The 22294-nt window shown below is 58.3% G+C and carries 19 protein-coding genes and 1 pseudogene; 10 read left to right on the forward strand and 10 right to left on the reverse strand.

Annotated features, from left to right (window positions below; translation table 11 throughout):
- Positions 1-820 precede the first annotated feature (820 nt).
- From XH96_RS31740 to bioB, 5 genes are all read right to left on the reverse strand, one after another.
- Positions 821-2086 carry an adenosylmethionine--8-amino-7-oxononanoate transaminase gene (locus XH96_RS31740; protein WP_194389452.1) on the reverse strand — a complete coding sequence of 422 codons (1266 nt, stop codon included), beginning with the start codon at positions 2084-2086 and terminating at the stop codon, positions 821-823.
- A complete protein-coding gene (gene bioD / locus XH96_RS31745) occupies positions 2083-2718 on the reverse strand; it encodes a dethiobiotin synthase (RefSeq protein WP_194389453.1) in 636 nt (211 codons plus the stop codon). Before bioD ends, XH96_RS31740 begins: the two co-directional genes overlap by 4 nt.
- A complete protein-coding gene (locus tag XH96_RS31750; RefSeq protein ID WP_194389454.1) occupies positions 2718-3869 on the reverse strand; it encodes an 8-amino-7-oxononanoate synthase in 1152 nt (383 codons plus the stop codon). Before XH96_RS31750 ends, bioD begins: the two co-directional genes overlap by 1 nt.
- Before the next feature lie 76 nt (positions 3870-3945).
- On the reverse strand, positions 3946-4299 hold the full coding sequence (gene panD / locus XH96_RS31755) for an aspartate 1-decarboxylase (RefSeq protein ID WP_194389455.1): 354 nt from the start codon (positions 4297-4299) through the stop codon (positions 3946-3948).
- 7 nt (positions 4300-4306) lie between these two features.
- Positions 4307-5338 (reverse strand): biotin synthase BioB, encoded by a 1032-nt coding sequence (bioB, locus tag XH96_RS31760; protein ID WP_194389456.1) that lies wholly within the window; start codon positions 5336-5338, stop codon positions 4307-4309.
- A 114-nt stretch (positions 5339-5452) separates the two neighbouring features.
- Between bioB and XH96_RS31765 the strand changes: the two genes are divergently transcribed.
- The 4 genes from XH96_RS31765 (at position 5453) to XH96_RS31780 (ending at position 8678) form a co-directional block, all read left to right on the forward strand.
- Positions 5453-6088, forward strand: coding sequence for a GntR family transcriptional regulator (locus XH96_RS31765; RefSeq protein ID WP_194389457.1), 636 nt, complete (start codon positions 5453-5455; stop codon positions 6086-6088).
- Positions 6089-6219: 131 nt separating this feature from the next.
- Positions 6220-6537 (forward strand): Dabb family protein, encoded by a 318-nt coding sequence (locus XH96_RS31770; RefSeq protein WP_194389458.1) that lies wholly within the window; start codon positions 6220-6222, stop codon positions 6535-6537.
- Between the two features lie 153 nt (positions 6538-6690).
- On the forward strand, positions 6691-8085 hold the full coding sequence (pabB, locus tag XH96_RS31775) for an aminodeoxychorismate synthase component I (protein ID WP_194394337.1): 1395 nt from the start codon (positions 6691-6693) through the stop codon (positions 8083-8085).
- Positions 8082-8678 carry an aminodeoxychorismate/anthranilate synthase component II gene (locus tag XH96_RS31780; RefSeq protein ID WP_194389459.1) on the forward strand — a complete coding sequence of 199 codons (597 nt, stop codon included), beginning with the start codon at positions 8082-8084 and terminating at the stop codon, positions 8676-8678. The genes pabB and XH96_RS31780 overlap by 4 nt, the downstream gene beginning before the upstream one ends.
- Positions 8679-8763: 85 nt before the next feature.
- Here the strand turns inward: XH96_RS31780 and XH96_RS31785 are convergent, their stop codons facing one another.
- Positions 8764-9156: a hypothetical protein gene (locus tag XH96_RS31785; RefSeq protein ID WP_246789811.1), complete on the reverse strand. Its 393-nt coding sequence runs from the start codon at positions 9154-9156 to the stop codon at positions 8764-8766.
- A gap of 684 nt (positions 9157-9840) precedes the next feature.
- The gene (locus tag XH96_RS39695; RefSeq protein WP_256439322.1) at positions 9841-9963 is read right to left on the reverse strand and encodes a hypothetical protein; all 123 of its coding nucleotides are present in this window, start codon (positions 9961-9963) and stop codon (positions 9841-9843) included.
- Positions 9964-10608: 645 nt separating this feature from the next.
- Between XH96_RS39695 and XH96_RS31790 the strand changes: the two genes are divergently transcribed.
- Entirely contained in the window at positions 10609-10830 is a 222-nt protein-coding gene (locus tag XH96_RS31790; protein WP_194389461.1) for a hypothetical protein, read from the forward strand.
- 871 nt (positions 10831-11701) lie between these two features.
- Here XH96_RS31790 and XH96_RS31800 read toward each other — a convergent pair.
- Positions 11702-12175, reverse strand: a complete 474-nt coding sequence (locus XH96_RS31800) for a MarR family winged helix-turn-helix transcriptional regulator (protein ID WP_194389462.1) — start codon at positions 12173-12175, stop codon at positions 11702-11704.
- A 97-nt stretch (positions 12176-12272) separates the two neighbouring features.
- On the opposite strand from XH96_RS31800, the gene XH96_RS31805 reads away from it, so the two are divergent.
- From XH96_RS31805 to XH96_RS31820, 4 genes are all read left to right on the forward strand, one after another.
- Positions 12273-12641: an antibiotic biosynthesis monooxygenase gene (locus tag XH96_RS31805; protein WP_246789812.1), complete on the forward strand. Its 369-nt coding sequence runs from the start codon at positions 12273-12275 to the stop codon at positions 12639-12641.
- Positions 12642-12671: 30 nt separating this feature from the next.
- Positions 12672-13118: a hypothetical protein gene (locus XH96_RS31810; RefSeq protein WP_194389464.1), complete on the forward strand. Its 447-nt coding sequence runs from the start codon at positions 12672-12674 to the stop codon at positions 13116-13118.
- A gap of 119 nt (positions 13119-13237) precedes the next feature.
- The gene (locus XH96_RS31815) at positions 13238-15913 is read left to right on the forward strand and encodes a PAS domain S-box protein (protein ID WP_194389465.1); all 2676 of its coding nucleotides are present in this window, start codon (positions 13238-13240) and stop codon (positions 15911-15913) included.
- The gene (locus tag XH96_RS31820) at positions 15910-16593 is read left to right on the forward strand and encodes a response regulator transcription factor (protein WP_194389466.1); all 684 of its coding nucleotides are present in this window, start codon (positions 15910-15912) and stop codon (positions 16591-16593) included. Before XH96_RS31815 ends, XH96_RS31820 begins: the two co-directional genes overlap by 4 nt.
- Before the next feature lie 165 nt (positions 16594-16758).
- Here XH96_RS31820 and XH96_RS31825 read toward each other — a convergent pair whose 3' ends face one another.
- Positions 16759-17052, reverse strand: coding sequence for a transposase (locus tag XH96_RS31825; RefSeq protein WP_194394338.1), 294 nt, complete (start codon positions 17050-17052; stop codon positions 16759-16761).
- A 108-nt stretch (positions 17053-17160) separates the two neighbouring features.
- Here XH96_RS31825 and XH96_RS31830 point away from each other — a divergent pair.
- Positions 17161-18346 (forward strand): annotated as a pseudogene (locus XH96_RS31830) (IS5 family transposase); the annotation flags it as partial.
- A 124-nt stretch (positions 18347-18470) separates the two neighbouring features.
- On the opposite strand, the gene XH96_RS31835 reads toward XH96_RS31830, so the two are convergent.
- Positions 18471-20726, reverse strand: a complete 2256-nt coding sequence (locus XH96_RS31835; RefSeq protein WP_194389467.1) for a hypothetical protein — start codon at positions 20724-20726, stop codon at positions 18471-18473.
- Positions 20727-22294: the final 1568 nt, after the last annotated feature.

Here is a 22294-nt window from a genome sequence, read left to right on the forward strand (position 1 = left end):
TGAACGCAGCGAGAGTCGCGGTCGAGTAGACGTCGTCGCGAAGGCGCTCAGACCGAGCCAACCTGCCGGCCCTGTAGGCCCTGAAGTCGATTATTTTTGCCGATGCTTCTGTCACTTGATTTCCACGCGCTCTATAGGGCCACTCGAATTCGCAACAAGTCCGACCAGGGCGGTACCGGCACAGCTCGGCCCAGTCCTAAGCCGCTCGCAACCATCGAAGCCATTTCTGATCGGCCTCCCGTCGCGCCTTGAAGCGGTTGACGCATTTCTTGGAGCAGAGGGCCGTTCGCCACCAATAATGGCGGATCAGCCCAAACTTTCCGCCGCATATCGCGCAGCATACGGCTGAATAGTCGAGGGAATTACGGGAGCCAACGTGCATTTCTCGCCTCCTGTCGACATTTACTTGGGAAACCCCGCTGCCCCTCACGGCAGCACCACGCACGCACCAACGGTGCGGCCGCCCGGCGGTCCGTCTTCCTGGTCTTGCAGCCATCAAAGAGCCTTGACTCTGATGTGCGGCTGCCTTGCGAAGCAGTACTTTCCACAGAATGCCTCGCCGAGAATTTCCTCAAAGATAGTGGATTTCTCTATCGTGATTGAGACAATTCGCCCGGCATTTCAGCTAAATGCTGCGCGTTCATAGCCAGTCCGCAGGATTGCTGCGCCAGTTGGGTCAGGAGCGATTAAAGCAAGTGCTCAAAGCACGATTAGCCTGGTAGCCGTGGGCACAGCATCCTCCTTGCAATTCAAACGGCAGCAATACGGACACGCCGTGCAAGATCCTGGCACTGCAGACGATTGCAAACTTTATGGCACCTCACATCAGCAAGTCCGCAGCGTCCCGGATCGCAGCATAGATTTCATCAAGATCGGCCGCCGTAACGCAGTAAGGAGGCATCACGTAGATCGTGTTACCGAGTGGGCGTAACAGCAGATTCCGCGCTTGGAAGAAAGCCAAAAGCTTCGGCCCGATGTCCGCTAGATAGCCGGCATCGCTCGTGTTGAGTTCGAGCGCTGTGACTGCTCCTGTGCGTCGGACGTTTGCGAACCGTGAATCGGCGCAAAATGGCGCGAGTGCCTGTTCTTGCATCCTGGCCAAGGATGCCACCCGCCTGCGATATTCCTGTTGCTGCCACAGGTCCAGATTGGCCTTGGCAGCGGCGCAGGCCACTGGATTGGCCGTATATGAGCTCGAATGGAAAAACGTACGCGTGCGATCTTCAGAATAATGCGCGTCGAAAATATCGGCACGACAGAGTGTGACGGCGAGCGGCAGCGCCCCAGCCGTGAGGCCTTTCGAATAGCAGGCAATATCGGGCGTGACATCGGCCTGCTCACACGCAAACAAGGTACCCGTCCGCCCCCAGCCGGTCATGACCTCGTCCGCAATGAACAGGACGTCGAAGGCTTCGCAGATTCGCTTCATCTCTCTTAGCACCGAGGGAGAATACATCAGCATTCCACCGGCACCCAATATCAGGGGCTCCACGATAAAGGCTGCCGGATGTGCGTTTCGACACGCGTTTTCAAGCGCATCGAGCGCTATTTGCTCACGATCTCTTGCCGGGAACGGAATCGAGGTCACCTCGAACATCAGCGCCCCGTAAGCCGCATTGAAGACGCCTCGGCTACCCACCGACATCGCCCCGATCGTGTCGCCATGGTACGAGTGCTGCATCACCACAATTTGGGTTCGCTGTCTTCCGGTATTGTGCCAGTAGCCGAGCGCCATTTTCAGCGCGACTTCGACGCTGGTTGATCCGCTATCGGAGAAGAACACATGCTCGAGCGCCGGGGGGGTGACCTTCAATAGTTCCCTCGCAACTTGCTCAGCCGGGTCGTGAGTGTATCCGGCGAAGATGACCTGGTTGAGCTTGCCTGCCTGTTCTCGGATCGCGTTCACGATGCATGGATGGCAATGGCCGTGGGTCACGACCCACCAGGAGGAGATTGCATCGATAAGGCGTCGGCCATCTTCGGTGTAGAGATAGGCCCCCTCTCCCCGCAGCACCTTCGTCATGTCCCGCTGTAGAGCATGCTGCGTGAACGGGTGCCAGACCGGCGACCTCTTGGCTATCGTCATAGGTTCAGGAAATCACTGCCAAGAAAGGAGTCTTTGAAAGCGGCCTGCAGCCTTTCGTCCGTGAGGGGAACAAGCCACGGGAGCCGTCCCAACCAACGCACTCTCCCGATCTCGCAAATCGCGCTTTCAGTTTCGGCGTTTCTTTCGCCAATGAACGCAATTCCAAGGATTCGAATCTGACGCTTCCGCAGAGCCTCTATGGAGAGCAGGGAGTGATTGATTGTGCCCAGTCCCGTCCTGGCGCAAAGCACGACGGGAAGCTGCCAGCGTTCGAAGATGTCAATGTAAAGAGTGCGCGCTGTCAGCGGCACCATGAGTCCGCCGGCACCCTCAATCACGAGCTGCCGCTCGCCGCTGTCCGGCAGTCCAAGCGTCTCTGTGTCTATGCGAACGCCATCGATCTCCGCGGCGTAATGGGGCGAGGCAGGCGTCCGAAATCGATAGAGCTCCGGGACAATGCGATCGGACGAGAGGCAGCCGAGGCGGCGGACGCACTCGGAGTCGGTCTCTTGTTCGAGCCCGGCCTGGACCGGCTTCCAGTAATTCGCGCCTAGAAGGCCGGCGAGCCCTGCGGAAAATACCGTTTTGCCGACTCCGGTGTCCGTACCAGCCACGACGATCCGCTTATTCATCAAAACGAGCCCCTCGTCACCTCAACAAGCGCATCGAGCATTGCGCGCACGTCCGCCTCCCCAACATTGAGTGTCAACGAAATCCGCAAACGGGCGGTGCCTGGTGGGACGGTTGGCGGCCGAATTCCGCGGATGTCGAAGCCGCGCCCCTGCAGAGCAGAGGCTAGTCGCATTGCACGAGCATTGTCACCCACTATGTACGGCACGATCTGAGAGGTCGACGGCGTGTGCAAACCAAGGGAGGTGATCTGCCGATGCGCGAACGAAACAAGTTCGGCCAGCCGTTGCTGCCGCTCCGGCTCCTCCCGCAGGATGAGGAGTGCCTCTCGAACGGCAACGGCCAGCAATGGTGATGGGGCCGTGGCAAAGATAAACGGACGGCAGCGATTGACCATGAAATCGCGCAGGATGCCGGAGGCTGTAACAAGTGCACCCGCCGCACCGAGCGCTTTGCCGCAAGTATGAACGACGATGAGATTGTCGCGCCTCTCATAAGGGGCCGTGAGCCCTCGTCCCTGAAGCCCGTAAGCTCCTGTGGCATGAGCCTCATCCACGATCAGAAATGCGTCATGGCGATCGGCGATTGCCACCAGCTCTTCGAGCGGAGCGAAGTCGCCATCCATACTGTAGAGACTTTCGGCCACAATCCAGACGCGGCCCGCTCCACCTTTGGTTCGCCAATCGCGAATTGCGTCTTCGATTGACTGGGGATCATTGTGCGCGTGAATTCGGCAATCTGCGCGGCCGGCTCGCGCCCCCTCGTGAATACTGGCGTGCACGAGCGAGTCGAGAACGAGCAGATCGCCGCGCTGCGGTAGCGTTGTCAGGACGGCAAAATTTGCGATATAGCCGCCTCCAAAGAAAAGCGCTGCCTCCGCACCAAAGAACTGAGCCGCCTCCGCTTCGAGCCGTTCATGCTCTTCGCAATTGCCGCGCAGAAGCCGCGACCCGCCGGCTCCAACCGGAGTGCCCGCCTCGAGCGCGGCGACCATCGCCTTTTTGATGCGCGGGGCGCACCCGAGCGCCAGATAGTCGTTTGATGCGAAATCGATTCCCACGCGCGGCTTGAGGCAGCGCAGCCGTTTTTCTTCGTTCAAGGCATTCAACGCTGCGACGTAGGGACTAAGTCTAGCTGCTTGCATTGACCGCATTCATTGCTCCCAGGATCGCATCAAATCACGCAAAAGATCCGTTGGCCGTTGAAGAAGGATGGATGGCCCTTGAGGCTCAACTTGCCAGGATGCGATTGTCTTGGTCCACACGCACAATGAGTGGCTTGAATATCTTTGCTTCGACCTCGTCGAATGAGGCATATGCAACGATAATGATCTTGTCTCCGGGCATTGCGAGTCGGGCGGCCGCACCGTTCAGGCTTATCGTGCCAGACCTCGGCGGCGCCTCGATCACGTAGGTGGCAAAGCGCGCCCCTGTTTCGACGTTGTAAATTTCGACGCGCTCGTTGATCAGCATTCCCGCCGCCTCCAGGAGCGTACGATCTATCGAGATCGAGCCTTCGTAGTGCAAATCAGCTTCGGTTACTGAGGCGCGATGGATTTTTCCCTTCATCAAGGTTATCTGCATTGTTCACCTAGGCGGGATGTAGGGGCAACTGCGCGCACTTCCCTCCGGCGAGCCCGGACGTGATGCCGAGCCGGGCCAGCAGATCCGCATCACGATCAACTTTCGGGTTTTTGGTGGTCAAGAGCACGTCGCCGATGAAGATCGAATTTGCTCCGCCCAAGAAGCAAAGCGCCTGCAATTCATCGCTCATGTATTGCCGCCCGGCGGACAAGCGAACCACACTCCTTGGCATCATGATCCGCGCGGTCGCCACCAGGCGGACCAGCGCGATCGGATCGGGAGGCTCCGCGTGGTCTTCCACCGGCACGCCTTCGATCTTGTTCCACAGGTTGATCGGCACGCTTTCGGGATGGTTGGGAAGATTGGCGAGCAGCACGAGCATACCTAGGCGGTCCTCGATGTGCTCCCCCATGCCGATAATCCCGCCGCAGCAGATCTTGATGCCGGCATCGCGCACATGCGCCAGCGTATCGATGCGGTCCTGCAGGCTACGGGTCGTAATGATCTTGCGGTAAAACTCGGGTGATGAGTCAACGTTGTGATTGTAGAAGTCAAGGCCAGCCTCGGCGAGGCGCGCGGCTTGGTTCGCTGTCAGCATGCCGAGCGTGACGCACGTTTCCATGCCGAGTCGCTTGACCGCGTCGACCATGTCGCAGACGGAATCGAGATCGCGATCTTTTGGCGTGCGCCAGGCCGCGGCCATGCAGAAGCGCGTCGCGCCCGCATCCTTCGCGCGCCGCGCGCTCGCAACCACATCGGCGCAATGCATCAGACGGGTGGCCTCCAGGCCGGTCTCGTAATGCGCGCTTTGCGAGCAGTAGCCGCAGTCTTCCGGACAGCCGCCGGTCTTGATGCTGAGCAGGCTCGCGGTTTCGACGTGGTTTGGATCGAAGTTCTTGCGATGAGCGCGCTGCGCCTGAAACACCAGGTCGGCAAAAGGCAGGTCGTAGAGCGCCTTCACCCGTTCGACGTCCCAATGATGACGTACCTGCGCCCCTTTGCTTGCCTCCTTCCGGCGGACTTGCGCAGCAGCATCCATGATCCAATCCCGCTCAATTGTAGATAATCGCATGAATTATCTATAGTCATCACTCTCGAAGAGATGCTAATCGAGCTGCCTCGCAAATGCACCGACTATTGCGGTAGATAATCTATGATCACTGCTGACAACATGACGACGGTCGCGCGCATCGCGGATTCAATCGCTGAGCGCATTATCAGCGGCGCCTTAGAGCCAGGCGCGCCACTGCGTCAGGATCACGTTGCACGAGAATTCAATTCCAGCCACGTCCCGGTGCGCGAGGCCTTTCGGCAGCTGCAGGCACAACATCTTGTTGTCGCTGTGCCACGCCGCGGTGTTCGGGTTGCCCCGCTCGATACCCATTCAGTGAAGGAGATCGCCGAAATGCGCGCTGCGCTGGAAGTGGTGGCATTGCGCCATTCGGGGCCAAGGCTCACAACAGCTCATTTGGCTCGGATCGAGCTCACCGTGATTGAAGGAGACAGCGCAAAGACGATCGAGGAGTTTGAGATGGCCAACCGCGCCTTTCACCAAGCCTTGGTCGCGCCGTGCGGAATGCCGCGTCTGCTCGCGAGCCTCGATGGACTGCAGCTTGCCAATTCTCGATTGGTGTTCGCGATGGCGCGATCGGTGGGCTGGCGACCGCGCTCCAATCAAGATCACCGCCTGATTCTGCAAGCCCTGCGAGCGCGCAATATCGATCAAGCCTGTAACCTGCTGACGCGGCACATTCAATCCATTGAGCGCCTTACCCTTCCGGCGTCCTGAACAAATCTGGCAAGCTTCATTGCGGATCGCAGACGATCGCAAGCGACGATCATGCGGTAAGCGACTGGCCTCATTGCAACGGGTTCTATTCCCAGATAGTTATGCCCCGCTAGCGACATCTCCGGACGGCCATGATTCGTCACATCGTCTTCTTCAGCGCCAAGGACAAGGCGCATATCGACCAGATCATCGAAGGTCTTTCGCGTCTCACCGCGATACCACATGCGCGCCGGCTTGAGGTTGCCCGCAACCGCAAGACCGATCAGCTCGGCAACGATATTGACATCGTGGTCTATGGGGAGTTTGACAGCGAGATGGAGCTCGCAGCGTACAAAGCGCACAATCTCTACCAGGAGGCGATCAAACGGGTCCGACCGCTCCGCGAGCTGCGGTTCGCGGCCGATTACGATGTATCACTAGATACTCCTTTCGCCTCAACGGCAGGATGATCGAGGTGCCGTGGCAGCAAAAGGTCCACCGCCGGCTTAACTTGGCAATGGCCTCAAGTTTCGTGCCATCGGAGACCGGCGTCGCTCTCATCGGGTGGGGCAACAGATGGAATGGCCCTTTCACGACGTCAGCGGCCGGCGGCCGATAATCCGATGTACGTTCGCGAGTTGCAGTGGGTTGAACCTTTCACAGCGATGCGACGTCTTGGGCATCGCTCGCATCTCACGTTTCTCGATAGCGCAGCAAGGCACGAGCTGCTTGGCCGCTACTCATATGTAACGTGCGACCCGTTCAGCACCTATAGGGTCGCGAACGGCCAAGCCAGATGGAACGGACTGACTCTCGAGGCCGATCCATGGAAGGTCCTTCGCACGCTACTCGCGAAGTACCCGCAAGATTATCGTCCCGATCTCCCGCCATTCCAGGGAGGAGCGGCAGGCTATCTTGCCTACGACATGAACAGGACATTGGAGCGATTGTTTGCGCCGGCAATTGCCGGTCTGGGTTTGCCCCAATCCATCCTGCATTTCTATGACGTGGTCATCAGCTTCGACCACCGGGATAACAAATGCTGGATCGTCTCGACCGGATGGCCGGAGCAGGATCGCGTGCGACGGAGTGACCGCGCGCGTCGTCGGGCCGATGAGTTTGCAGCATTGCTTGACGGTCCAATGGCGCCACAGAATGGTTATCCCAGCAAAGCAGGCGCTTGGAGCTCGAACTTCAGCCGCGAGGGCTACATTGCGGCGGTACAACGCGTGATCGACTTGATCCGGGCGGGTGACGTGTTCCAGACGAATATTGCGCAGCGCTTCAGCACCCGCCTGCCGACCTCGTTTGATCCGCTCGCCTTCTATTGCCAGCTACGATCATTGAATCCGGCGCCTTTTGCGGCCCTGCTGCGATGGGGAAAGTTGACCATCGCCTCAAGTTCGCCGGAACGATTCCTGAAGCTTAACGAGCAACAAGTCGAGACACGACCCATCAAGGGCACGATCGCACGTTCGCCTGATTTCAATGAAGACCACCGCCGTGCGGCTGTTCTCCTCGCTTCCGAAAAGGATCATGCAGAGAATACGATGATTGTCGACCTTTTGCGAAACGATCTGTCACGCGTTTGCACTGCGCATTCAGTCGAGGTTCCAGCCCTGTGCAATCTCGAGTCCTATGCCTCGGTGCACCATCTCGTGTCGATCGTTACGGGGGCACTTGCCAGATGGGAAGACGCCGTTAGCCTGCTCCGTGCTTGCTTTCCGGGGGGCTCCATTACGGGAGCGCCAAAGGTGCGGTCGATGGAAATTATTACAGAAATCGAGCGCATAGCGCGGGAGGTCTATTGTGGTGCGATCGGCTTCATCGGCTTCAACGGGCACATGGACACGAGTATTGCGATCCGCACTGTCACGATCGACGGCGACATGGCTGTGTTTCATGCGGGCAGCGGTATAACGGCCCTGTCGGAGCCCGAGGCCGAATACGAGGAAACGCTCGCCAAGGCAGAGCGAATCTTTGATGCATTTGGTTCTGAACGAGCTGGCGCATTTTGATTATCATCATCGATAATTACGATTCGTTCGTGTTCAACATTGCCCGCTATTTCCACAAGCTCGGTGAAGCAACGGAAGTGATCCGAAACGACGCTATCAGCATCGGCGAGCTCGTTGGTCTCAAGCCGCGCGCGGTGGTGATATCGCCCGGTCCCTGCACCCCAACTGAGGCAGGAATATCGAGAGCAGTGGTCCGCGAACTTTCAGGACGCGTACCAATTCTCGGCATCTGCCTTGGACATCAGTGTATTGCTAGCGCTTTCGGAGGACGGGTTGCGCGCGCACAACGGCCCATGCACGGTCGGCGCTCATACGTTGCGCATGACGGCCGAGGGTTATTCAAGGGGCTGCCAACCCCGCTTGGCGTTGGGCGCTACCATTCTCTTATCGTCGAGTTTGAGCAGTCATGTGCGCAGAACCTCATAGTGACAGCGCGTTCAGAGGAAGGGGAGATCATGGCCCTCACGCACCGCTATCATCTCACCTGTGGCGTCCAGTTCCATCCCGAGTCGATCCTTACCTCACAGGGGGACGTCCTGCTTATGAACTTCTTGCGACTCGCAGAGGATTTGCGAAACCACGCGGACGAATGAGAGGCTCGGCCTGCCGATCAAGATGGTGCACCGTTGGTGTCCGCGTCTCTACGAGCACCGCCATATGGTAGGCATTTTGTGGTAATCAGCGCTGTTCCGCGCTCGGCTCCGCAGTCAGCGGCGCGCCTCCGACAGAAACCGGACCTTGCGGTTTTAAGGGCCGGACGTCCCTCTTGGCCGGCTTGGATGTGGTGCGCACTGGTGGCGAAGAAGCAGCAGGAGCAGGAGACGCAACAAGCGCCGGATTCTGCAGCTGCTCGATTCTTTGGGTCAGGGCGGCGATCTGATCCGAGATCCGCTTTAGCTCGGCTTGCTGCGCATCGACGTTGCGATTGAGCTCGGCAATTTCATCGGCTGTCTTCTGCTGCCCCGATTGGATCCCTAAAAGCACGTCCCTATCATCAGGTGACAAGCCAAGCGTGGGAGGCACGACTTCATGTGCCGAGGGCGCCTCGGCAAACGTTTCGATATTCGTCAAAAAATAGACTCCTCCGGCGCAAAGAACGAGCAATACGGCTAGAAGAGCAAAGATCCACCGAAAGCCTTTCAACGGTCTCTGCAGGACCGGCAGCAACTCCGAAGCTTGGGATTGATCCGTCACAGCCACACCCCGCTCTCATCATCTCGATCTGCTTTGGTTGTTCTGGTTGCCGCGAGAGCAGAAGATGGTCAAGAGCTGCCTCGAGCCGCAACCCCCGCTGCATCGTTTTCAGCAATGTTGTCCCCAAAGCCGGGTCTTGATCGCATCAGGGTTTTTGCGAGCAACGCACTGCGCTGCAGGTGGTGAGGTAAATAATGAGGGCCGGTAGAGTGGATTACCCGTGAAGCACATTCATACCTGTGCTCTTGAGAGGGCCGCCTCACCGAAAGGCAATGCGCGTCGGGGATTTGCTAGGTGAGGCTTCCAGCGGTCCTGTGCCTGATTGTTCGAGGGTCGGTAGTCGTAGCGTCGAAGTTGACCTGGCGCAAAAATGCTGCGCAACCCACGCAACAAACGCGTGATGCGCAATCATAAGACTAACTATAACGACGCGAATCGAGGAAGCGGATCCCTACGGATTCCTGAGCAGATCATCTGCAAGCGCCGGGCCTCCATACGCGGAACACATACCAGCGCCCCTGTCCAGCTGCGTACCATCTTGCGTGAGGTCTCGCAGGGATCCTAGCGCGACCACAGGTCGGGCCGCGGGATGAAAGCAAATGCGAGCAGGCTCGAGCAAAGCGGCGCAAGCCCAGCCGCGGTCAGCGCCAACAGGCTGCCGGACACAATGTCATGATTGCGCATGAACCGTCCTTCATGGCGCCCGGAAGCAGCACGAGGGGGCGGCTGCCTTCGTGGTGAATAGCCAATCACCGGATTCCCACTCAAATTTGCTGCACTATTCCTGCAGTCTGCAAGGGGAAGAAGCATTTTTTAAGCGCAATCGCCCCACTGTTCGGCGGCTGCCGGCGAGAACGAACGGGTATCAAAATTTGTGGGGTGTTTGCTGGCCAATAGGCCGTGGGATGCCCCGTAAGAGCCGCCCCTCCTCCCAGGCCCGCGCTGTGAATCGTTTCATAATTGCGATATATCGTTTCGAGTAATCCTTGTTGCATGCGTGCTCTCCTAATCCTCCTCACGGCTTTTACGATCATGTTGGCAGCACGTGACCGGCACCAAAATGGCTTCGTGCCACGCCCGACGGCATCCATGCCCCCGGTCGACGTGCCGTAACCCAGGCACCTGCCTCTGTCCGCAAACGACTTGACGCAGTTCATCAATATTGGGCAACCACTCAGACCCATACTTGCGATCTGCACCGCTGCTGTAGGCAGCACATCTTCCCTAGCGTGGGGACAGCCACGTCATTCTATCATTGCGGAACTGGCGTAGCGGCACTTAAGTCCGGCAGCGCAGGCCCAAGCTCAAGGAGCCGATCGGCACACTTCGTTGGCCGCCATCTCAAACTGGGCGTACGACTATAAATTCAACGCCAGAAGGAAAGGACACCTACCGCTTGTCGACATCGACATCGATCGGCCGACATATGACGACGCTCTTGATTGCAAGGATGAACACGATCAGGGAACTTGCATCCTCGAAGGTCTTCCGGCGGCGATTGCGATCCTCAAAGACAATTCGCGCTCTGAGGAAGAAGGTTGCGCGCGCTGAAGCTTGTTGCCCATCTGGCTGGGGACCTGGAGCAGCGTTGCACGCAAGCGAACATAACGGCGATCAAGGCGTTAACAAACTGCATGTCATCTTGCACGCAAAGCGATACGACGGCACGTCATATACGCGCGCGCCGACATTCCACAGCATATGTGAGGACTCTCTGATCGATCTCCAGGCGTTTTCGTGGGGGAGTTAAACTGATGCGCTGGATGCCGATCTGCTGCCGACAGTCGAAGCCCCGACCCATGATGAAGCACGGGTTGCTGCTTGCGCGAACGATACGCACGCCCTGGGTATAAGAGCCTATCAGCTCCTGCCCCCAGGAACGCTGGACCACAACGATTCGGGCGACGCCGTAGAGTTCGGCAACGATTATGCCGTGGCCATCAAAGCGGACCTGGATCGCGAGCTGGTAAAGGGAGCCGCGCGGCTTGGCTATTCTGGAAGATGCACAGGGCAATTCCTAGACGAACTGCCTACCTTAGGTCGGCCGCAGAACACCTCCCGCTAATTCTCGATAATCATGATTTAACAAGATCAGTGTTGGATGCTTTGTACACTCGAAGTCCGCACGATATCCCGAGGACGGTTCTGCGCGATGAGGTCGTGCGGTTGAGGGCAATCGGCGCGCGAACCGCGTACTAAGGTTGAAACTCATTAAATCCACCATACACCAGATAGCAGCATCCAGCAGATACTATTGAGGACGCGTCGGTCGTTTTACCCGAGGGGCTCCACGCTGCTTGTTTGGTAGCATAGACTCGATAGCTGCCCATTCGTAGTCCGTTAGTTCATGGCGCATGATTCGAAGCCCCAGTTTGGGAGCTTGAATCACGGGCGCCGGGCCAATCACAATGCTTTTGCCATGTCAGGCCGACTTGTCCTCACGACTGCCCTCAAGCTTATCTCGCAAGGCCGTGATCACGCGATGGACAATCCGTATATCCTTGACCGACAGCCCTTCTGAAAGATCGTTGATCCAGGGAGCCTGCAACTCCATTGCGGCTTCGAAGGCGCGCTGTCCATTCTTAGTGAGCACGACGAGCTGCGCCCGTCGGTGATGCGGGTTGACCTCAAAAGATACGAGGCCCTCTCTGTGCAGATCATTGATAATCCGCTGCACGTTTTGACGATTGCCGCCGAGGTCACGTGCGAGCCAAGCGACCGGTTGGGGACGTTCGGCGGACACAATGGCGCCAAGCACCTGCCAGCGTGCGCTTGTTAGGCCGAGCGGGGCGACCAGACGGTCGCCGGCCGTCAGAAATAGGCTGTCGAGCCTGAATAGATCGAGAACAAGGTCGGTCAGGGCGTCACCCTCCGGGGTTCGGTTGGCTCTTTTCATTTGTCACCATTGTTTTGTATTGACATCATGATGTCAAAGTGGTATGTGGTCATAATACCAATTAGACATCACGTCTCAAATAGCAATGGAGGCACTCATGTCGCTGCTACGCCCACTCGACCCTTCCTTCCCGATCGACCGCCAGATCGCTATCGACGCAAATTCGGTCGTCCTGGTGAACCTATTCACTCTCGACAAAGCCGATGAGGCGGCTTTTCTCAAGACCTGGCAGGACGACGCAGCGTTCATGAAGCGACAGCCGGGCTTCATTTCCACTCAGCTGCACAGAGCTCTCGGCGACAGCTCGACCTATCTGAACTACGCCGTCTGGGAATCCACCGCACACTTCCGCGCGGCCTTCACCCATCCTGACTTTCTAGCAAAAATCGCCAGCTATCCGGCCTCCGCGATAGCCTCCCCTCATCTGTTCCAGAAAGTTGCCGTGCCCGGCATCTGCGTGGCCTAGCCCTGCTCTTTTTAGGAAGGGAAGATACTCATGATCAAGTTGATCCATCCTGTCGCTGGCGCCTTGGCTATCGGAACGATCGGCACATTTTGGCTGTCGACGGTACTGAGCGAGCTGTTCGCGTCCCATGCCACAGTTGCAGCGGTTAAGAGCACCATACCGTGGGGTTTCTTGTTGCTGATTCCGGCGCTCGCTGCGACCGGTGGTACAGGTGTCATCTTGGCAAAGGCGCGCCGGGCCGGACTGATCGGGACCAAATTCAAGCGCATGCCATTCATTGCAGGAAACGGCATCCTAATTCTTATTCCGTCTGCGCTCTTCCTTGCGTCCAAGGCTCAGGTGGCTGAATTCGATGCCACATTCTATGCTGTGCAGGTGATCGAGCTCGTGGCGGGCGCAACAAACATTACACTTCTTGCTCTCAACATGCGGGACGGTCTCAAAATGAAGGGATGGTTGCGCCACAAACCCGCTTGATCACCGGAACCAGAACTGCGCGGACAACTGATCTGAGGCCCGGTATTGTCGTGGCTTATCAGAACGCGCCCTAAAATGTTATAGCTCTCCCGCCGGAGAACAGGCCGGATGGTATCAGAATGCGTAGCCCGATCAGCAATTTAGAACGTTCGGCCCTTCAGTTTACCTTCGGCAGCATAACCCTGACCGTGGTAACACTGGCCTGCTTGTACCTTCACGCGCATTTCGCCGCGACGGCGTTCGCGTATTTGTTAGTGATCTTGCTGTTTTCGCTGATGGGCAGCTTCATCGCGTCGTCGGCGCTTTGCATCGTAACCATCGCTGGTCTCGCTTACTACTTTGCGCCGCCGGCGTTCAGCCTGCGTATCGATGACCCCCAAGATCTGCCGGTGGTTGTTGCATTCTTTATTGCCTCGATTGTGGGAGCGCACCTGATCGGAAAGCTCCGCCAGGAAAGAGAGGCTGCGCGTGTCGTTGCGGCCAAGCTTCAGCGGAGTGCGGCCGATTTGGAGGATCGCGAAAAGCGGTGGCGCGCCATCTTCGAGCACAATCCCGCCATGTACTTCATGGTCGATGAAGCCGGCACTATCCTCAACGTCAATTCACTCGGCGCGACACAACTCGGCTATGCTCCTGCTGAACTGGTCGGCCGATCAGTGCTGGACGTATTTCTCGAGGAGGATCGCCCTTTCGTTCGCGAATGCGTTCGGACGTGCCTTGAGGATGTCGGACAAACGCGCACGTGGGACGTCCGGAAAGTCAGGAAGGACGGCTCGGTGTTGTGGGTACGTGAAAACGCCAAAGCCATGCTTTGGGGCGATGAGCAGCCCATTGTCCTTATCGCCTGCGAAGATATCACGGAGCGAAGGCGGACCGAACTTGCCCTGCAGCGGAGCGAAGCACATTTAGCCCAGGCGCAGGAATTGAGTCACACAGGCAGCTTCAGCTGGAACCCCACTACGGGCGAGGCCTTCTGGTCAAAGGAAACATTTCGCATTTTCCAATTAGATCCTGACAGAGTGCAGCCGGGGCCGCAGCTCGTCGTTGAGCGCACTCATCCAGATGATAGGGCTTCGGTTAAAGAAATTATCGATCGCGCGATGCGAGACCCGAGCGATTTCGAGCACGAATACCGGCTTCTGCTACCGGACGGCTCGGTAAAGCACATCCATGCGCAGGCACGGGCGACGAGAACAGCCTCTGGTGGCATCGAGTTTGTTGGGGCAGCTACGGATATCACTGCGGCGAGGCGAGCAGAACAGCAGCTGCGCCGCAGCGAGGCCTATCTGGCCGAGGCCCAGCATCTCAGTCACACGGGCAGCTGGTCCTGGGACGTCTACGGTCTAGATTTCGTGTATCGCTCCGCCGAGGTCGATCGTCTGTTCGGCTTTAGCCCACAAGAGCCGGTGTCGATCGAGACCATTCGATCGCGCATCCATCCGGACGACTTGCCGCGGCTGGAGGAGGTGCAGCGCCAGGCGATTGAACACAAGGAGCGGCGGTTCGAATATGATTTTCGTATCCTTCTACCGGATGGCGGGATAAGACGCATACACTCCGTTGCGCACGTGGTGGTTGGCAGCGATGGCAACGTCAGCGAGCTGATCGGAACACATATGGATGTGACCGAGCAACACGCAGCTAGGGAACGCCTGGAAAACACACTTGCCGCGCTGCGCGAAAGTGAACAGCGCTTTCGCGACTACGCCGAAACAGCTTCCGACTGGCTCTGGGAGACCGGGCCGGATCATCAGGTCACTCACTTATCCGAGCACACCAGTGCTGCGGGAATTTTGGCGACAGGATTGATCGGCCTGCTTCGCTGGGACATTGCGTGCGACCTCGAAGAGGAACCCGAGAAGTGGCGGCAGCATCGGGCGACATTGGAGGCCCATCTTCCGTTTCGGGATCTCGTCTACCGCACCGTGAATCGGACAGGTTCTCCGATCTACGTCCGCACGAGTGGCAAGCCTTTTTTCGATGGAAAGGGCAATTTTCTCGGCTACCGTGGCGTCAGCACTGACATCACCGCCACCATTCGCGCCGATCAAGCCGAACAAGAACTACGAAGGGCACAGTCGGAGCTTGCGCATGTGACGCGTGTAACGACTTTAGGAGAGCTGACAACCTCCATCGCCCACGAAATAAACCAGCCACTCGCCGCTATTATCAGCAACGCCGATGCGTGCCTCGGTTGGATGGGCCGGGAAGCGCCTAATCTTTCCGCCGCCCGCTCTTCGGTGGAGTGGATCATCGAAGACGCAATCCGGGCAAGCGAGGTGATCCGTCGTATTCGCGCGCTCGCGAAGAAGGGCGAGATTGAGATGGCGCCGCTCGATATCAATGAGGTCGTTAAGGACGTCATTGCGACGGTAACACGAGAGCTGGTGAGCCACCGAGTGACGTTACGAACCGAGTTGACGGCAGGGCTGCCTAGGATCCTCGGCGATCGGATTCAGCTACAACAGGTGATCATCAATCTCGTGATGAACGGAATCGAAGCCATGGAGGCAGTTACCGACCGGACGTGCGAACTGCTGATTCAATCATCAAAGAACGATCTGGGGCACATCCACCTTGCCGTGACCGATTGCGGCGTCGGCATCGCCGAGAACGACGCGGACCGCGTCTTGGATCCTTTCTTCACCACCAAGCCGACTGGCCTTGGAATGGGTCTTTCAATCTGCCGGTCGATTGTGGAAGCTCACGGAGGACGACTGTCAATGGTCCACAAAAGTGGACCGGGCGCGACCTTCCAAGTTGCCCTACCGCCGCATAAGGAGGCCGTCTCGTGACTGCACGATTTGGCGCGCCAGGTGAAGGCAGCAATGCCGAGTCCTCGACAAGGGCGGTTGTCTTCGTCGTCGAGGATGACATCTCCATGCGTCGCTCGCTTACGAACCTTTTTCAATCGGTAGGGTTAGGCGTCATTGCATTCGGATCGGCGCACGAAATGCTGCAGAGCCCAATCCCGGACATTATTAGCTGCCTAGTTCTTGATGTCCGGTTGCCAGGCTTGAGCGGCCTTGACTTCCAGACCGAGCTATCGAGGTTGAACATGCATATTCCGATCATTTTCATTACCGGCCATGGCGACATTCCAATGACTGTCAGGGCCATGAAGGAAGGAGCGGTCGATTTTCTCAGCAAACCGTTTCGCGATCAGGAACTGCTTGATGCCGTGGTTGCGGCGACCGAACGCGATCGCAAAAGACGGGAGGCTCAGCAGACGGTCGCGAACCTGCAGTCTTTATTTGAGACCTTAAGCCCGCGCGAGCAGGCGGTGATGAAACTGGTCGCTGCCGGCCTGATGAACAAGCAGGTCGCCGCCGAGCTTGGGCTCGCCGAGATTACGGTCAAGATCTACCGGGGACACGTAATGAAAAAGATGCGTGCACGCTCGCTGGCCGACTTGATCAGAATGACTGAGACGCTGGGAGTTCGCACTAATCGTCCTGAACAAACGCAAGTATGATTTTACAAGTTCATCAGTCGAGCCCACTTTTCGCGCAAGGTGGCTAATGCTTGCAGCCGCTATTCCCGCTTCAGGAGGGCTCGTCTTGTCCACGCCTTTGATTTTCGTCGTTGACGACGACGCCTCAGTCCCTGCGGCGACAGAGACTTTTTTGAAATCGCGTGGCTACATCGCCCAAATATTTGCGTCGGCTAAACACAGGGGAGCCCGGAGCAGGCTAAAACGCTTTGAGAAGCCGTACGGTTGATTGCGATTACTGCGGTTTGGAATAACCGGCTTGGTTCCGCGCTCATCGAGTTCTTCACGCAATTCGGCGCTATCATAGGCTTTGTCACCGAGCATCCGTTTCGGCCGCTTGACCCTGCGGATCAGGCGTTCTGCGATCAGACAGTCGTGCGCTTCGCCTCCAGTCAACAGAATGGCGATCAAGCGCCCCTTAGCATCTGCGAGTGCGTGTATCTTCGTGTTGCGCCCTTCGCGCGAGCGACCAACAGCCTGCTTCTGCCCCCTTTTCCGCCCGCTGCCAAGCGATGCGCGCTTTGACGTGGGTGGAGTCGATCATCTGGGTGTCCGCTTTACACCGAGAACGGCCGGCCCGGGATCGCGACCCGCCTCATGATCGGGCTCTTGCTGCTCAAGCACATTTACGGGCTGTCCGACGAGGGGGTGTGCGAGAGCTGGGTTCATGACCTAGAGTTCTTCCAGCACGCTTTCACGCACGAGCGCTCGGACCTGAGCCATTGGCGCAAGCGGCTCGGCGACAAGCTGGAGCTGCTGCGGACCGAGCGCCTGCGGGTGGCGCACGAGGCCGGCACGTTACGCAGCCAGAACCTCAAGCGCGTCACGGTCGATACCACAGTGCAGCCGAAGGCCATCACCATTCCGACCGATGCCGAGCTGCTGCATGCGGGCATCAAGGGCCTCAATCAGTTGGCGAGAAGGCACGGGGTCAGGTCCGGCAATCCTATGCTCGCGTGGCCAAGGCCGCCGCGATGATGGCTTCCCGCTACGCTCGCGCCAAACAGTTCAGGCAGCATCAGGGACAGTTGCGCATCCTGAGTAGCAGGCTCGGGCCAATCATTCGCGACATCCGCCGCAACATCGAGGGCCAGCCGGCACTGGAGGAGGCCTTCGCCCTTTCGCTCGGCTGGGCCGCGCAGATTCGTTCGCAGCAGCAGCGCCAGCGCGGCTGGAAGCTTTATTCCTTCCATGGTCCGGAGGTGGAGTGCATCGGCAAAGCCAAGGCCGCCGCGCCTTACGAATTCGGCGTGAAGGCCTCCGTCGTCACCAACAATCGCCGCGCTCCCGGCGGAGTGTTCGTGCTGCACGCGAGCGCAATGCCCACAATCCGTATGATGGGCACCCCTGCGGGGTCATCGAGCGTACCGAGACGCTCACCGGCTGTCCGATCGAGCGGGCCTATGTCGACAAGCGGTACCGCGGCCACGATGCGCAGAATCCCCGTCGCGTCTTCATCTCCGGCCAGAAGCGCAGCATCTTCGGTGTCATCAAGCGCGAGCTGCGCCGTCGCTCCGTCATCGAGCCCATTATCGGGCACATGAAGGCCGAAGGCCACCCTCGGCCGCTGCTACCTCAAAGGCCGCGCCGGCGACGCCGCCAATGTCGTCCTCTCAGCCGTCAGCCACAACTTCCAGCCGCATCCTCGCCCGGCTCAGAGAACTCTTGGGCCTCTTCCTCGAGTTGCTAATGGCGAACGCTCGCCTCTCCAACACAGCTCAATCCGGCTTCTTAACTCAGGAGTTGGAGCCTGGAGTTCAAAGTGCGGTTCATTCGGCCACTGGATCCGGACGCGAAGAAGACGGATGCCGTACCACAAGCGGCGCTCTATCGAGTCGCTTGACTAGTCTCGTATCGAGTCACCTGCGTGCCCCGCGCTCCGTTCCGGCAAAAGGATACCCTGGATAGCCGCTAAAAGCGGAACCTAACAAGGACTTGCAGAACGCAGGCGTGAGCTTGCCGCGGTGGATCACGACGTCTTCGTGACCCGTTGCAGCTCGAGCGTTCTGCCAGAGGCGATTGTAGCCGCGCTGTTCGTTGGATTTCACGTGGCAAGCGGCGAATTCGGCGTCATCCAATGTCGTTAACTGCCACGCATAGACCGGCCGCTTCGTATGGATGTGCACCCACATCGGATTCACCGTACCATTGCGCAGTGGCGTAGGCTGCAGCTTGAGCTCGAACAGCGTTCCCGGCTCACCCTTCAGCGCGCGCGGTGACTCCAAGGGAGCCAACTCCTCGGCCGCCTGCAACCGTTCGAGGTACTTCTGCGAGGGAAACGCATAGGTCTTCATGCAATCGATCTCGATCGAAGCCTTTTGCGCCTTCGCAGTACGTGCCTGCCCCTTAACCTCCGACAACATCGCCTTGAGGCGGACTATTTTTTTTTGCACTTCGGGCACTTGGATAGGCGTGAGCAGGCCGCGTCGGCGAGGTTCGTCCAGCGCCTTTACACAGGCCTCAATCTCCGCGGATTGGCTCTGCAGCCGCTCAACCACGGTGTCCACGACGTGCTCGGCATCTTCGGGCTTCATGTGGCGCGCTTGCGAAACGGCTCTTTGCTCACTGGGCAGATCGAATTGCAAGAGTTCGTCCAATCGCACGAGCAGGCGCGTCAGTGTCTCCTTCGATGGCGGGGCCTGCCATATTGCCAAGTGTTCCCTCGCGGACGATGACATCCTCGTATGCGCCTCTTCCGCGCTCGCGAGTTTCTTCGTGCCCAGATCCGAGAGCACAATAACCTTGGTGGTTCGCGCCGTGTCGGCTTCGGGCCTAGCGAGGTGCGGCTCGGGCTGCCCGGCTGCCGAGCTCCCCGCACCTCCGGCCTGCCTCCGCTTGCCCTTCCCTTTCCTTCGCGCTGGACTGCCTTCGGCCGCCGGGTCGTTGCCGGCAGGGTCGGCCGGTAACGCAAGGCCAGCCTCCGTTGGCGGTGCAATGATGGCTGCTGTCTTCGGCTGCACTGCTAGCAGGCGCATGACCTCATGGGCCGTGACCCACGATCCTTCCACGATCTGATCCAACAGATCCAACGGAAGCTCGGGACTTGCTCCCTTATTCCTTAGCTCGGAAACCATGTTGGGCAACGCCGACGCAAATTCCGATAGCCGCTCCATGACCCCTTCCAGAACGGCGCAGTGCTCTGCGTCCAGGGCTTGTCCTTTGCTGTTCAGAACAGCGTCGCCCGTTGAGAGGAATGCCGGAACAACATCGCCCATGAAGGTTCCGAGTAGACGCGCCCGACCGTTCTCACCCAAGAGGATTTGCCTGACGGCCGGGTCGAGCGTGTTCGCGTGCGACTCAATCATGACCCGCGCCAGAAGGACTTGCGATTGCAGATGCACGCACCTCGTATTCAGTGCCCAGCCGGTATGCAGCCGTAGTGTCGCCTGTTCGGCCTGTCGCCTTTCGGCCGTTGCACTTGGCAAGCTGGCAGTGGCTGCGCAGACGGACTGCATCCGCTCAGAGCGCAATGCCTTCCTTTCCCACCACTCCGTGCAGGCCAAATAGTGTTTCGCCACACCGGAAGCCGCTCGGATCAGCTGGTCGGGCGGAGCATTAGATTGGCGCATCCGCTCGAGTATCCTTCCCGCATTCTCCCTACTCTTCTCCAAGGCGTAGATAGTCGGTTCGGCCAGCGCGTTGCACTCGTTCCCTGCATCCAGAGTCCGGTCACGAATTCGGCAAGCCTGCTCTTCGGACAGAATGCTGCGCGCCACATCTGGAGACAGGCTCGCGTAGTAGTCCAGAACTGCTGCGCCTGCTTTGACAACCTGATCGATCAGCTCTTGCGCCTCAGACGCGCTCTGAGCGCCCATGGCAGCACTGTGGCAAGCATCAAGTTCCTCAAGCAGGCCGTCCATATTTTGTTTCGCTGCCTTGATCCCCTCCTCGCTTGAGGAAATGGGGACTGCCACACCCGAAGCTGAGGGCAGGCTCGCGAGCGTCGCCATTCTATCTTCAGACGCTAAGCGCATCCGTTCCACGACGGAGTTGAAAACTCGGTCGCCTTCCGCAGGGACAAAATTTGGCTCCAAATGCGCACTGCTCGATACCGACGCGGTGTCGGCTCCCGCAGCCCCAACGTGCGGTTCGCCAGGTCGGCCAATGCCCGTCATGTTCCATCTCCAATACGGTCAACAATGCGCAGCGTCCCTGGATAGGCCGCCTGGCTGACGGCTGGCTGACGAAGGATGCTCTCCGAATGCACAACCCCGCCGTCCGAGTTCCAATTTCATGGAAGCTGTTGTGGTGCTGAGACAGCAATAGGGCATGCCCATAAGGTGCGGGATAGTCGATTGTAGCGCCGGTCCGCATTCCGCCGCCTCGCCGTGACCAGTATGGAAATGTGCGCTGCCAGAAATAGCCCTGCCAAAGTCCTTCCCGAATACCGAAAGCCGTCGAGCATGGCGAACCGCAGGGTCGATTCAGGCTTTCGGCAGCAGCAAAGCTCTTATTAACCGGGAGGAGATGCTATTGGTCGACCAAAGAGTCTCGGATCCAACTATGCGTAGATCTGGCTCGATGTGGAACGTTCCGTCAACTCGACCTCTTCTTCTCGCGTTCGAGTGAGCAGAACCTACGCTGCGCAAGTCCTTTTCAGAATAGGACCTCGCCGAGGATGCTGCCCAGTTAAGCGCACTTAGAATAAAAATAGCGCAGTGAGCGTGCCAAGCACACCGAGCGCCAATCTGATATCGGCGAACTACCGTTCGCCCGTCTCGAAACAGCAGAAAGCGTGAGAATCGGTTCCACCACCAAGATTGCTCCGACCGATATCGCGACTATTATGCAGATATTTCGAGATGCATGTATCCCAGTGCATGTCCGAAGACGAGAAGGATACCGCCGAAGGGCATTAGCAGAAACATCGGCAAGAGCGTTGTCAGGTCCCCGCCGGCCTTTCCAAACTGCTTTGAGGCAAACAACCTTGCGATTATCGAAAGCGCTACTAAGAAATGGCGTCCACCGCTCAATCTTCAATGCTGAACTCAGCGCCTGACGTATCGAAAGCGCTGTCAAGGTGGTTTCCAATCAATGGGCAGCATCTCCTGACTGCCTTGGACGGCTTGAGCGTCGATCTACAGGATGCATGCACATGATTTGAGGCTGGCGGCATGGGCCTGAACACGACCTCGGTCCGGATCAAGGTGATGTGAAACCGGAGGTGACGCGGCGGCTCTTCAATATCGTTCAGGAGATCGGCGCGAAGACGATCCATTATTTCTATGACTTCGGTGACAGCTGAGACCAAGTGATCAAACTCGAAAAATAGTTCGACACCACGACGATAGAGGGACTTCCCTCCCCCTCAAGGACATCGGCGGAGCCCGGCTATGCCGAATACCTCGACGCCAGCGGCGACCCTACTCATCTGGAATATGAAAATATGCGCCTCTGGGGCACGCACAGTTCGATCCCAACCTCGTCGCCCCGAGAATGCTCGAGGCCGGCGCCAGCGCATTGTCCAAAATTTGGAAGCCGCGGCGTCGCGGCACGCGGCTCAAATAGATGTCAAGCGTCAATCATCAAAAGGGCCGCAGAGCTACGCTTACAATCCGCTTACCGGTCTGGCAAGCCAAGTCGGCAATGAAGAGGCGAGGAACTTCAGCTCGTTCACTTCAGCCGGAGTGAGTTTCTGGCTGACGGAGCGCAGCGTTTGTCTTGCCGCTTTGGGACCAACCCA

It is taken from the genome of Bradyrhizobium sp. CCBAU 51765, assembly GCF_015291725.1.
GTDB classification, from domain to species: domain Bacteria; phylum Pseudomonadota; class Alphaproteobacteria; order Rhizobiales; family Xanthobacteraceae; genus Bradyrhizobium; species Bradyrhizobium liaoningense.

Excerpts from the sequence above, each read along its gene's own strand:
- XH96_RS31740 (WP_194389452.1), bottom strand. The coding sequence starts at position 2,086 with ATGACGATAGCCAAGAGGTCGCCGGTCTGGCACCCGTTCACGCAGCAT.
- bioD (WP_194389453.1), bottom strand. The coding sequence starts at position 2,718 with ATGAATAAGCGGATCGTCGTGGCTGGTACGGACACCGGAGTCGGCAAA.
- XH96_RS31750 (WP_194389454.1), bottom strand. The coding sequence starts at position 3,869 with ATGCGGTCAATGCAAGCAGCTAGACTTAGTCCCTACGTCGCAGCGTTG.
- panD (WP_194389455.1), bottom strand. The coding sequence starts at position 4,299 with ATGCAGATAACCTTGATGAAGGGAAAAATCCATCGCGCCTCAGTAACC.
- bioB (WP_194389456.1), bottom strand. The coding sequence starts at position 5,338 with ATGGATGCTGCTGCGCAAGTCCGCCGGAAGGAGGCAAGCAAAGGGGCG.
- XH96_RS31765 (WP_194389457.1), top strand. The coding sequence starts at position 5,453 with ATGATCACTGCTGACAACATGACGACGGTCGCGCGCATCGCGGATTCA.
- XH96_RS31770 (WP_194389458.1), top strand. The coding sequence starts at position 6,220 with ATGATTCGTCACATCGTCTTCTTCAGCGCCAAGGACAAGGCGCATATC.
- pabB (WP_194394337.1), top strand. The coding sequence starts at position 6,691 with ATGTACGTTCGCGAGTTGCAGTGGGTTGAACCTTTCACAGCGATGCGA.
- XH96_RS39695 (WP_256439322.1), bottom strand. The coding sequence starts at position 9,963 with ATGCGCAATCATGACATTGTGTCCGGCAGCCTGTTGGCGCTGACCGCG.
- XH96_RS31800 (WP_194389462.1), bottom strand. The coding sequence starts at position 12,175 with ATGAAAAGAGCCAACCGAACCCCGGAGGGTGACGCCCTGACCGACCTT.
- XH96_RS31805 (WP_246789812.1), top strand. The coding sequence starts at position 12,273 with ATGTCGCTGCTACGCCCACTCGACCCTTCCTTCCCGATCGACCGCCAG.
- XH96_RS31810 (WP_194389464.1), top strand. The coding sequence starts at position 12,672 with ATGATCAAGTTGATCCATCCTGTCGCTGGCGCCTTGGCTATCGGAACG.
- XH96_RS31815 (WP_194389465.1), top strand. The coding sequence starts at position 13,238 with ATGCGTAGCCCGATCAGCAATTTAGAACGTTCGGCCCTTCAGTTTACC.
- XH96_RS31835 (WP_194389467.1), bottom strand. The coding sequence starts at position 20,726 with ATGACGGGCATTGGCCGACCTGGCGAACCGCACGTTGGGGCTGCGGGA.